Annotated in this window: 14 protein-coding genes; 11 read left to right on the top strand and 3 right to left on the bottom strand. The window is 58.5% G+C overall.

Annotated elements, in window-relative coordinates:
* From SYN65AY6A5_RS08280 to SYN65AY6A5_RS08290, 3 genes are all read right to left on the bottom strand, one after another.
* On the bottom strand, positions 1 to 1,200 hold the full coding sequence (locus tag SYN65AY6A5_RS08280) for an LL-diaminopimelate aminotransferase (RefSeq protein WP_099812414.1): 1,200 nt from the start codon (positions 1,198 to 1,200) through the stop codon (positions 1 to 3).
* A 34-nt stretch (positions 1,201 to 1,234) separates the two neighbouring features.
* Positions 1,235 to 1,753 carry a TolB family protein gene (locus SYN65AY6A5_RS08285; RefSeq protein ID WP_041438852.1) on the bottom strand — a complete coding sequence of 173 codons (519 nt, stop codon included), beginning with the start codon at positions 1,751 to 1,753 and terminating at the stop codon, positions 1,235 to 1,237.
* Between the two features lie 119 nt (positions 1,754 to 1,872).
* Positions 1,873 to 2,157, bottom strand: a complete 285-nt coding sequence (locus SYN65AY6A5_RS08290) for a DUF427 domain-containing protein (protein ID WP_011429490.1) — start codon at positions 2,155 to 2,157, stop codon at positions 1,873 to 1,875.
* Positions 2,158 to 2,333: 176 nt separating this feature from the next.
* On the opposite strand from SYN65AY6A5_RS08290, the gene SYN65AY6A5_RS08295 reads away from it, so the two are divergent.
* From SYN65AY6A5_RS08295 to SYN65AY6A5_RS08340, 11 genes are all read left to right on the top strand, one after another.
* A complete protein-coding gene (locus SYN65AY6A5_RS08295; protein WP_099884229.1) occupies positions 2,334 to 3,764 on the top strand; it encodes a DUF697 domain-containing protein in 1,431 nt (476 codons plus the stop codon).
* Positions 3,765 to 3,894: 130 nt separating this feature from the next.
* Positions 3,895 to 4,077, top strand: a complete 183-nt coding sequence (locus SYN65AY6A5_RS08300) for a hypothetical protein (protein WP_240527733.1) — start codon at positions 3,895 to 3,897, stop codon at positions 4,075 to 4,077.
* Positions 4,078 to 4,270: 193 nt separating this feature from the next.
* Positions 4,271 to 4,393: a hypothetical protein gene (locus SYN65AY6A5_RS14700; RefSeq protein ID WP_276307358.1), complete on the top strand. Its 123-nt coding sequence runs from the start codon at positions 4,271 to 4,273 to the stop codon at positions 4,391 to 4,393.
* A gap of 45 nt (positions 4,394 to 4,438) precedes the next feature.
* On the top strand, positions 4,439 to 5,425 hold the full coding sequence (gene glyQ / locus SYN65AY6A5_RS08305; protein ID WP_011429487.1) for a glycine--tRNA ligase subunit alpha: 987 nt from the start codon (positions 4,439 to 4,441) through the stop codon (positions 5,423 to 5,425).
* Positions 5,426 to 5,572: 147 nt separating this feature from the next.
* Positions 5,573 to 6,097 carry an NYN domain-containing protein gene (locus SYN65AY6A5_RS08310; protein ID WP_011429486.1) on the top strand — a complete coding sequence of 175 codons (525 nt, stop codon included), beginning with the start codon at positions 5,573 to 5,575 and terminating at the stop codon, positions 6,095 to 6,097.
* 266 nt (positions 6,098 to 6,363) lie between these two features.
* Positions 6,364 to 8,175 carry a translation elongation factor 4 gene (gene lepA, locus SYN65AY6A5_RS08315; protein ID WP_011429485.1) on the top strand — a complete coding sequence of 604 codons (1,812 nt, stop codon included), beginning with the start codon at positions 6,364 to 6,366 and terminating at the stop codon, positions 8,173 to 8,175.
* A complete protein-coding gene (yqeK, locus tag SYN65AY6A5_RS08320) occupies positions 8,168 to 8,809 on the top strand; it encodes a bis(5'-nucleosyl)-tetraphosphatase (symmetrical) YqeK (protein ID WP_011429484.1) in 642 nt (213 codons plus the stop codon). The genes lepA and yqeK overlap by 8 nt, the downstream gene beginning before the upstream one ends.
* Before the next feature lie 12 nt (positions 8,810 to 8,821).
* A complete protein-coding gene (rsfS, locus tag SYN65AY6A5_RS08325) occupies positions 8,822 to 9,193 on the top strand; it encodes a ribosome silencing factor (protein ID WP_168173631.1) in 372 nt (123 codons plus the stop codon).
* Between the two features lie 589 nt (positions 9,194 to 9,782).
* Positions 9,783 to 10,094: a hypothetical protein gene (locus SYN65AY6A5_RS08330; RefSeq protein ID WP_240531017.1), complete on the top strand. Its 312-nt coding sequence runs from the start codon at positions 9,783 to 9,785 to the stop codon at positions 10,092 to 10,094.
* Positions 10,095 to 10,143: 49 nt separating this feature from the next.
* Positions 10,144 to 11,139 (top strand): histone deacetylase, encoded by a 996-nt coding sequence (locus tag SYN65AY6A5_RS08335; RefSeq protein ID WP_099884231.1) that lies wholly within the window; start codon positions 10,144 to 10,146, stop codon positions 11,137 to 11,139.
* On the top strand, positions 11,124 to 11,269 hold a 146-nt coding region (locus tag SYN65AY6A5_RS08340), incomplete at its 3' end, for a helix-turn-helix domain-containing protein (RefSeq protein ID WP_143597152.1). The genes SYN65AY6A5_RS08335 and SYN65AY6A5_RS08340, both read left to right, overlap by 16 nt.

An 11,269-nucleotide genomic window follows, 5' to 3' on the forward strand; every position in this document is an offset into this window, starting at 1 on the left:
CTAGGCCTGCCGGAGACCAGAAGTGCCTTTGCCCAAAAATTCCCCAATTCGTTCTATTGCCTCTTCCAGCCGGGATCCCTCTGCCACCAGCGCAAAGCGGACATAGCCTTCGCCGCCGGGGCCAAAGCCTGAGCCTGGCGACAGAGCCACCCCGGTAGCCCGTACCAAGTCTAGACAAAACTGGGCTGAAGAGCCGCGATAGAACTCGGGCAAAGGTGCCCACAGGTACATGGTGGCCTCCGGCAGGGGCACGGGCCAGCCGATGCGGTGCAGAGCGGCCACCGCAAGATCCCGTCGCTTGCGGTATACCTGCCGCCAGTTATCCAAAAAGCTATCGGGAGCCGCCAAAGCCGCTGCTGCTCCCCGCAAGATGCCCTGGTAGGGGTGGAAGTCAATGGTGGACTTCACCAGCCGCAAGGCTCGGATTAGCTCGCGGCTACCGATAGCATAGGCCACCCGGAACCCCCCCATGTGGTAGGACTTGGAGAGGGAAAAGAACTCGATGGTGCGGGTCTTATCGGGATCCGCCTGCAGCGCCGAGGGAGCCACCTGGCCGTCGAAACACCAGTCCACGTAGGGAAAGTCGTGCGCCAGCACGATGTTGTACCGCTGACAAAATTGCAGCGTTTCCTGCCAAAACTCCGGGGTAACGGTGGCAGTGGTGGGGTTGTGGGGATAGCTCAGCACCAGCAGCCGTGCCTGGCGGCAGATCTCCTTCGGGATCTCATCCCACTGGGGTAGGAAGCGGTTTTCTGCCCGCAGGGGCAAGTAGTAAGGGATCCCGCCCGCTAGATGGATCCCGCCCCCATGGGAGGGGTAGCCCGGGTCGGTGATCAAAGCAACATCCCCGGGATTGAGCAGGGCCAGCGGTAGGAGAGCCGTTCCCTGCTGGGATCCGATCAGCGGCAGCACCTCAGTTTCTGGGTCGATCTCCAGGCCGAACTTCCTGAGATACCATTGGGCGCAGGCGGCGCGAAACTCGGCCGTATCGTGGAACAGGGTGTAGCCATAGGTGGAGGGATCTGCCAGGGCCCTCTGAATGGCTGCCAGCGCTTCCGGGGGCGGGGGCAGGTCTGAGGAGCCCAAAGAAAGGTCGATGACATCCAAGCCCGACCGGCGCGCCTCCCACTTGGCCTGGTCTAGCTGGTCAAAGACATTGGAGTGCAGCGGCTCCAGTCGTTGGGCGAAGGCAGCGAGCATGCGACAAGTCCAGGTTGGCTATTCCTGAATCCCCTTAGGGATTGCTGCCGGCATTAGAAGAGCTGGGGGCAGAGGGCCGTGTGGCCGCTGCCGGGCCACGGTCGAAGATCTCGATGTTCCACTGGCCGCGACCGTTGCTCTCAAAGGCGATAAAGCGGCCATCGCCGCTGATGGTGGGGTTGCGCACATCTCCCGGTACCCGGCTGCTGATATTCTCAACGCGGCGGGTTTGGCGGTCGTAGAGAAAAATCTCCGATTTGCCCAGCGCATTGGACACGTAAACGATGTAGCGGCCGTCGGCGCTGATGTCGGGCGAGGTGGCGGCCACGTCGCTGGAATTCAGGCCGGGCAAGTCCACCAGCCGCTGTTCCACCGTGTCGTAGAGAAAAATATCCTGGCTGCCGCCGCGGGCGGAGGAAAACACCAGGTAGCGACCATCCCCGCTGAAGGAGGGCTCCCCATCGGGGAAGATACTGTTGAGGCCGCTGCCGGCCAGCGTGGGGCGCGGCGTGCGAAACCCTGCCGGGCCACAACCGAGCAACAGGAGGCTCAAGCCGGCCCAACACCACCTGCTTGCCCAGCGGGTTGGGCTGCGTGGAATCTGGCCATCGGTCAGCATCGCATTGCCCCTCCAATTCTTCTCCATCATACTCAGTTGGCAACTCGGCTCGGCTAGAGTTCTACCTCGACGCCCTTCCAGAAGGCCACGTAGCCGCGGATGTTGGCTGCAGCCGGCTTGGGATCCGGGTAGTACCAGGCGGCGTCTTTGTTCTCCTGGCCGTTGACCACCAGGGTGTAGTAGCTGGCTTGTCCTTTCCAGGGGCAGGTGGTGTGGGTGGAGCTGGGCTGGAAGTATTCCCAGCGCAGGGATTCCGGCGGAAAATAGATGTTGCCTTCCACGGTTTCGTAGCGGTCGGTCTCCGCCACAACCACCCCGTTCCAGATGGCCCTCGGCATGAAAAACCTCCTGTCGCAAACTCCCAGTTCTCAACGTTATTTTTAAAGTTGCAGATCCCGGCAAGGCCAACTGCCTTTCTTTGAGATTAGCGTTTCTGCTTATCGTCATCGTTGTCGTTGAGGGTTGACACCCGCCCCTGCCGGGCTGTTCTCCACTGCTATTGAGCGTCACTGCCATGGCTCGCCGCAACACCCTAGAAGATGACCTCAACTACCAGCAAGCCAAGCGCAGCCTGCGCCAGTGGGTGGCTCAACTGGATCTAAGCCCCCAGGAGATGGCGGGTTTGGAAGGGGAGCTGGAGAGCCTGCAGACGCTGCTGGACAAGCTGGAAACCGAGGTGATCCACATCGCTGCCTTTGGCCTGGTGGGGCGGGGCAAATCTTCTCTGCTCAATGCTTTGCTGGGGGAGCCGGTCTTCCAGACGGGGCCCACCCACGGCATTACCCGCACCCAGCAAGCGGCAGCTTGGAACATCAGTTGGGAAACCCGCCCCCAATCCCCCTTCTCTGCAGCAGCCCTGCAGGGATCCCGTCTGCCCCCTGCCTCGGTGCAGTCGGTTCAGGTTAGTCACTGGCAGGGATCCCGTCTGGAGCTGATCGACACGCCCGGCCTGGATGAAGTGGACGGCGAGGAGCGGGCACGGCTGGCCCAGGAGGTGGCGCAGCGGGCCGATCTGATCCTCTTTGTGGTCTGCGGGGATCTGACGCGGGTGGAGTTTGAGGCTCTGGCCACCCTGCGGGAGGCGGGCAAGCCCATGCTGCTGGTGTTCAACAAGATCGACCAGTACCCGGAGGCGGATCGCCAGGCCATCTACGACAAGATCCGCAACGAACGGGTGCGGCAACTTCTTTCTCCCGACGAGATCGTCATGGTGGCGGCCTCCCCGCGCGTGCCGCGGCTGGTGCAGAGGCCAGATGGCAGCTTCGGCGTGGAGATGGAGATCGGCCCCCCCCAAGTGGACGCCCTGCGCCTGAAGATCCTGGAGGTGCTGCACCGGGAGGGGCGCTCCCTGCTGGCCTTGAATGCCCTCCTGTTTGCCGATCGCGTCAACCAACAGGTCATCGAGCGCAAGCTGCAAAGCCGCGCCCAGCAAGCCCAAGACCTCATCGCCGCCGCTGCCCGCACCAAGGCGCTGGCCGTTGCCCTCAACCCCGTTACCCTGCTCGATACCTTGGGAGGGCTGGCCCTGGATATTGCCTTGATCCTGCGCCTGTCCCGCCTCTATGGCTGGCCCATGAGCAGCGCGGGAGCCGCACAACTGCTGCAGAAGATCGTCCTCAGCATGCTCAGCCTGGGGGCAGGAGAATGGGTGGCGCTCTTGGGCCTGGGATCCCTGAAAACCTTGCTGGGGGGATCCCTGCCCTTCGCTGGAGGATTCTCCCTAGGGGCCTACGGTTCGGTGGCCCTGACGCAAGCGGTCTTGGCCGGGTTTTCCTGCTACGCCATCGGGGAGGCGGCCCGTCGCTACCTGGCCCAAGGAGCCAGTTGGGGGCCAGAAGGGCCCAAAGCCGCCATTGCCCAAATTTTGGCCGATTTGGACGAGACCTCCATTACCGCGCGCCTCCGGGAAGAGATCCGCAGCAAAATCGGTTCGGCGCTGCTTTGAGATCCTACAGTCGAGAAGCCGAGCCCCTTGCACCCATGACCTACTGTTTTGGCATCCTCACCCGTTCTGGCTTGGTGATGGCGGCAGATTCCCGCACCAACGCCGGGGTCTCCTCTCCATCGACTCCACCATGAAATCCAACATCTCCGTCGGCCCCCCCATCGACCTGGTGATGGTACAAGCGGATCAGTTCAAAGTCTCCCAGCGCCTGCGCCTGCGCACCGGGGATCCCTACCTGGCCAAGATGCGCAAGCTCTGGGAGAGCATGACTCTAGTCAATAATAAGCTCAACTATACTGAAAATAATGTATAATATGTTCAGTACCTTTCGAGTCTGCCAACATGGTAGCCAAAGCAAAGCAGAAAATTGGTAGTAAGACGACACGGAAACTGCGCTTTGGGTATTCTACTCAAAGCTTTGCGGGATACCGCCATTCTGTTTGGACTCCGTCCCGCTAACGCGAATGGAAACAAGCAGAATGCTATCGCTGCATAGTTGAACAGTGATGTTCAGCAGTGTTCAGCGTAAATGTATCAGCGCCCTCAAACAAGCCTTCGACCAAATGCCGCCCATCGAGTGGAACCACTCAGACCCAGCGGATGCCGATCAAGAAGAGCTGATCGACTGAGGGGGGGAGATTGGTAGGATAAGGTATCCCTGCTCAGCCCTTGGTATGTCAGCCCACACCTTTCAGGACTTGATCTTTCGCCTGCAGCAGTTTTGGGGGGAGCAAGGCTGCCTCATCCTGCAACCCTACGACCTGGAAAAAGGCGCCGGCACCATGAGCCCCCACACGTTTTTGCGCGCCCTGGGGCCGGATCCCTGGCGGGTGGCTTATGTGGAACCTTGTCGCCGCCCCACCGATGGGCGCTACGGCCAAAACCCCAACCGTCTGCAGCACTACTTTCAGTACCAGGTTCTGATCAAGCCCTCCCCCGACGACATCCAGGAGGTGTACCTGGAGAGCCTGCGGGCCCTGGGCATTGACCCGGCAGAACACGACATTCGCTTTGTGGAAGATGACTGGGAATCTCCCACCTTGGGGGCTTGGGGTGTGGGCTGGGAAGTGTGGCTAGATGGCATGGAAATAACCCAATTCACCTACTTCCAGCAAGTGGGCGGGCTGGATTGTCGCCCCGTTTCTGTGGAGATTACCTACGGCCTAGAGCGCCTGGCCATGTACCTACAGGGGGTGGACTCGGTTTTCGACCTCTGCTGGGGTGAGCACCCTTCCCTAGGCCGGATTACCTATGGGCAAATCTATTTCCAAAACGAGGTGGAGCAGTCCTACTACAACTTCGAGTATTCGGATCCCGAGATGCTGCTGGAGCTGTTCCGCCTCTACGAAGCTGAAGCCAAGCGCCTGATCGAAACCACACAGCAGAAGCTGCAAAAACAGGTGCTTCCCGATCGGCTGGCGGTGTCGCTGCTCCTGCCCGCCTACGACTATGTGCTCAAGTGCTCCCACACCTTCAACCTGCTCGATGCCCGCGGCGTCATTGCCGTAGCCGAGCGCACCCTCTACATTGGGCGCATCCGCAACCTGGCCCGACAATTGGCAGAGCTGTACGTTAGCCAAGCCGACCGCCCTGGATCCAGCTATGCCCTGCGGCAGCCGGAACCCACCCTGATCTCCAAAGGCGCCTGGGCTAATGGCTAGGGAAAAAGATCCCTGTTTTCGCTATGATGGGTGATCGGTATCAGCAGGCGCTGGCCTGCCGTGGCCACCCTTACCTTAGGATAATCGACACTCTCGTTTTCACCCTCTTTTCCTGACCAGTCCACCTTTATTCCGAGAAAAATCTTTATGTTTCGCCATCCCGTCACGCGGGTTTCCATCTTTATCGATGGGAACAATATGTTTTATGCTCAACAAAAAAATGGCTGGTTTTTCGACCCGCGCCGAGTCTTGGATTATTTTGTCAGGTCACAGCCCAACGTCGAGCTAGTCAACGCATTTTGGTACACCGGCATCAAGGATCCCAACGATCAAAGGGCCTTTCGAGATGCTCTGATCAGCTTGGGTTTTACGGTGCGCACCAAGATCCTTAAAGAGTATCGAGACGAAGACTCTGGCCGCTACTCCCAGAAGGCCAACCTGGATATCGAGATCGTCATCGATATGTTCAACACGGTTGGGCAATACGACAGGATCATCTTGTTTAGCGGCGATGGCGATTTTGAGCGGGCCGTTGAGCTGTTGCGCTCCAAAAACACTTTGATTACAGTCGTCTCCACTGAAGGAATGATCGCCCGCGAGCTGCGCAATGCCACCGATCGCTACATCGACCTCAACGACATTCGCCCCTACATCGAGAAGCTGGATAAGTAGGGCCGATCCCTCTACTCTCGAGCTGGCCCCACAGCTCCCCGGCGGAGTTGTCACAACCCACCTGAGGTCCTTCGGGTTTCTCCGCCTTGAGAGAAAGTCTGCTTGGTAAAATTGCTGCCACGCAAGCGACCCATCTGTTACACCGGCCATCGTCGGCGTTGCCGGGAAAAGCTGTCCCAGCCACTTTAACTTCTGGGCAACCTTGGCCCAGGCAGAGGGCCAAAGAGGCTAGCATTGTAAAAAATCTTTGCCCCAACCAGGTTTTTATGACCGACGTTCCCGTCTCCCGCATTCGCAACTTTTCCATCATCGCCCACATCGACCACGGTAAATCCACCCTGGCCGACCGGCTGCTGGAGGCGACCGGCACCGTTTCAGCCCGCGAGATGAAGCCGCAACTGTTGGACAACATGGAACTGGAACGGGAGCGGGGCATCACCATCAAGCTGCAGGCGGCCCGCATGAACTACCGCGCCCAAGACGGCCAAGACTATGTCCTCAACCTCATCGATACGCCGGGGCATGTGGACTTTACCTACGAAGTCTCCCGCTCCCTGGCCGCCTGCGAAGGGGCGCTGCTGGTGGTGGATGCCTCTCAAGGTGTGGAGGCGCAGACCCTGGCCAACGTCTATCTGGCCCTGGAGAACAACCTGGAGATCATCCCGGTCATTAACAAAATCGACCTGCCGGGGGCGGAGCCGGAGCGGGTGATCGCCGAGATCGAGCAGGTCATCGGCCTCGATTGCAGCGGAGCGATCTTGGCCTCTGCCAAAATGGGCATCGGCATCCCAGAGATCCTAGAGGCCATTGTGCAGCGGGTGCCCCCGCCGCGGGATACAGTGGCGGATCCCTTGCGGGCCCTAATTTTCGATAGCTACTACGACTCCTACCGCGGCGTGATTGTCTATGTGCGCATCATGGATGGGGAGGTGAAGACGGGAGATAAGATCTGCTTCATGGCCTCCGGTCGGGAATACGAAATTACCGAGCTGGGGGTGATGCGCCCTCATCAAGAGTCCGTTGCGTCTCTCCATGCTGGGGAAGTGGGCTACATTGCCGCCGCCATTAAAAGTGTCGAGCACGCCCGTGTCGGGGATACCATCACACTTGTCCATCGCAAGGCCTCTGAGCCTCTGCCCGGCTACAAAGAAGCCAAGCCGATGGTCTTCTGCGGCCTCTTCCCCAGCAACTCCGATCAATACGCCGAACTCAAAGAAGCTCTGGAAAAACTGAAGCTCAACGATGCCGCCCTCTACTTTGAGCCGGAAGTTTCCCCTGCGATGGGCTTTGGCTTCCGCTGTGGTTTCTTGGGCCTGCTGCACATGGAGGTGGTGCAGGAACGCCTGGAGCGGGAATACAACCTGGATTTGGTGATCACCGCTCCGACGGTGGTGTATCAGGTTACCCTCAACGATGGCTCTGTGATTCGGGTAGACAATCCCAGCAAGCTGCCTCCCCCCAACGAGCGCACCAGCATTGAGGAGCCGATTGTGAGGGTAGAGGTGATTCTTCCTGAGGAATTTGTCGGTACCGTGATGGAGCTGTGCGAGACCAAACGCGGCACCTTTAAGGACATGAAATACCTGGCGCAGGGTCGAACTACGCTCGTGTATGAGCTACCGCTGGCAGAAGTGGTCACCGACTTTTTCGATCAACTGAAATCTCGCACCCGCGGCTACGCCAGTATGGATTACCAAATGGTGGGTTACCGCGCCGACGACCTGGTGCGCTTGGACATCCTCATCAACGGCGACGTGGTGGATTCTCTGTCCACCATTGTGCATCGGGACAAAGCCTTTTATGTGGGCCGGTCTTTGGTAGCCAAGCTGCGCGAGCTGATCCCACGCCACCAGTTTGAGGTGCCCATTCAAGCAGCAATTGGCTCTCGGGTGATAGCCCGCGAAACTATTCCTGCCCTGCGCAAAAATGTCCTGGCCAAGTGCTATGGGGGGGATGTGACCCGCAAGCGCAAGCTGTTGGAAAAACAAAAGGAGGGGAAAAAGCGCATGAAGGCGGTGGGAACCGTCGAGGTGCCCCAAGAGGCGTTTATGGCGGTGCTGAAGTTGCAAAATGACTAGCCCGGTCTTACGGCGGGAAGAGGTGTTGGCCTGGCTCCAGGAGCAGGTGCCCCCCCCTCGCCTTCGCCACATCTTGGGGGTAGAGGCGATGGCCCGGCAACTGGCAGCTCACTATGGGCTGGATGAGCAAAAAGCTGCTTGGGCAGGGCTGATGCACGACTTGGCCAAGTCCTTCCCCCCGGAGCAACTGCTGCAGAGCGTCGCTCAGGAGCGGGAGTTGGACGAGATCGAGCGGGCCGAGCCCCACCTTCTCCATGCCGAGGTGGGATCCCTGCTGGCACGGGAGCGATTTCAGGTGCAGGATGCGGAGATCTTGGCAGCCATCGCCAACCACACCCTGGGACGGCCCGGCATGGATCCGCTCAGTTGTGTGGTTTTTGTAGCCGATGCTCTGGAACCCAACCGCGGCAACAGTCCGGAGCTAGAACATCTGCGACGACTAGCTTTTGTAGATTTATCTAAAGCTGTGGTGGGGGTTTGCGATCTCAGCCTGAGATTTCTGCTAAACCGGTATCAGGTGATCCATCCACGCACACTCATGACTCGGAATCATTTTCTGCTGCATCCTTTGGGTAAAAAAGGTTCGGAGGAGATTGTGTCTCCAGTCAATTCAGTCGTTTCAGGAGGGTTTTAGTTGCTACAGTCCATGCCTGTCCGTGCCAGGGATCCCATCTATCGCATGGCGTTGAGCGCAGCTCGCGCAGCAGAAGAAAAAAAAGGCGGCGACATTGTCCTGCTGGATGTATCCCAAATTTCCACGTTGGCGGATTACTTCCTTTTGATCAGTGGCTACTCGCTTACGCAAGTACGGGCCATTGCCCGAGCAATCGAGGAAAAGGTTTGGGAGGAGTGGCAACAGAGTCCGCGCCGCATCGAAGGTCAAGAGTCAGGCTCTTGGATACTGATCGACTATGCCGATCTCATCATCCATGTGTTCATGCAGGAGGAAAGAGACTATTACGACCTGGAATCTTTCTGGATCCAGGCTCAGCGAGTCGATTTGCCAATAGCAGGCTAGACATAGTTTTAGATCCTTAGATCTTGGCAGCTTTTCAGAGCTTGTAGCCAGGCGAAGAGTTGCTCCGCTTAGCTCTTCAAGTGGGTGTCTTTGCCAAACGAAAGTGTTAGCCGATCGTCAAGAAATGTGCAAACTTCTTAATAGTCCCATAACTTCCTACATAGTTACGTGTTAGCGTATTGGAGGAGGAGTAGCTGGGTAAGATCTTCTTCCCTCTTGCGGTTGAGTTTCTATAGTCTTTGTTAAATGGCCTACCCTGTCCTTCTCAAAAAGCCGATAATTTTTCGTTGGTACCGGATACCAGCGAAGAGATTTTCCGGCTGCTGATTGTTGGCTGCTTTCAGCGGCAGAGGGGAGGGCAAACGGGGCAAATAGAGGGGGCTAAGGATTGGCCGCAGGGGAGATCTTAGCAGACAAATCCACAACCTCTTCCCGCTGGTGGACTGGATCTGCCGCCGGCTCAGCTATCCGGCCTGTAGGCAAGAGTCCGAGGCAAAGAGCGGCGAAGGAGGAAAGGAGAAAGTTGCACTTTTTGTTTAATGCCTGTTTTAAGAGCGACGGGGATTTTTAGGAGGGACAAATGGAAAAGATGTTGGTTAATATCGTTGAGTACCTGGCTTTGGGAGAACTGGAAAATGTCCTCTGTACTGAGCACCCCCATCAGCAGGTTTTCCACGATGCCAGGGAGCGGGAAGCGCTGATGCAGCAGATCTTAAACCGGGTTCCTGCTGTTTATATGTGGCTGGCTGCCGATGAGTGTCCCAGCCGCGATCAGCTCAACCCTTCTGAGCTGGAATTGCTCCGCTCGGTAGTGCGGGAGGTGGTCAATCAAAAGCTGCAACAAGCTTCTTTTGGCGTTGATCCCTATGCGGGATCCATGTCGGAAGCCTTCTACGGGTAGAGGGAAGATGGGCTTAGGCTAGACTGCAAGAACGCTACCTTGCCCTGGTATGTTGCCCGTTTACTATTCTGAGACTTTTCTCCGCCACGACGCCGGGCCGTTTCACCCCGAGCGTCCGGCTCGCCTGCAGGCCATTGTCAAGGCGCTGCGCGGTGCCTCTTTCGCCGAGCATCTGGAATGGCGGGATCCCCCCTTGGCCGATCTTGCACAACTGGAGCGGGTACACCCGCGCTGGCACATTCAACGGGTGGCCGAGTTGGCTGCGGCAGGAGGGGGTCGCCTCGATGCCGATACCGCCGTTTCCCCAGCGAGCTTTGAGGCGGCGCGGCAGGCAGTTGGAGCCTGGATTGCTGCTTCGGCCTCGGCTTTGGCCGCGGCTCAGCCTGCTTTGGTGCTGTGTCGCCCGCCGGGGCATCACGCGGAGCCGGAACGGGCAATGGGGTTTTGTCTCTTCAGTAACGCCGCCATTGCCGCCCTCTGGGCCCTGGATCAGCCGGGGGTGAGGCGGGTAGCCATTTTCGATTGGGATGTGCACCACGGCAACGGCACGCAGGCGGTGGTGGAGCGTCACCCCCAACTGGCCTATGCCTCTATCCATCAGTTTCCCCTCTACCCTGGCACGGGCTTGGCCGAGGAAACCGGGATCCACGGCAACCTCTGCAACGTGCCTCTGCCTGCCAGGTCAGACTGGTCGGTCTACAAAAAAGCTCTCGATGAGAAGGTCTTGCCGTTTTTGCGGGCCTTCCAACCGGATTTGCTGCTGGTGAGCGCCGGCTTTGACTGTGCCAAAGGGGATCCCTTGGCCAGTATGCTGCTGGAGCCGGAAGACTTTGGCCGCATGGCCCACCTCTGCCTGGAGGAGGTGACCCGCAAGACCGTCTTCGGGTTAGAAGGGGGCTATGACCTGGAGAATCTGGCCCGCGGCTGGCTGAGCCTGGCCCAAGCTTGCCTGGAGAGCATGACTCTAGTCAATGATATGCTGGACTATACTGAAAATAATGCCCAGTATGTTCAGTATGGCTGCTTGGCATGGCTAGGTATGTAAAACCGAGAGAAGCGGCGGATTATTTTGGGGTGTGTCTCCACACCTTGAGGCGATGGGAACAGAAGGGCTGGATCAATGCAACACGTACACCATCCGGTAGGGCGAGAAGGTATGACCTCGACAGCTACAT

Origin of the sequence: Synechococcus sp. 65AY6A5 (assembly GCF_002760415.1) — a bacterium.
Taxonomy (GTDB): Bacteria; Cyanobacteriota; Cyanobacteriia; order Thermostichales; family Thermostichaceae; genus Thermostichus.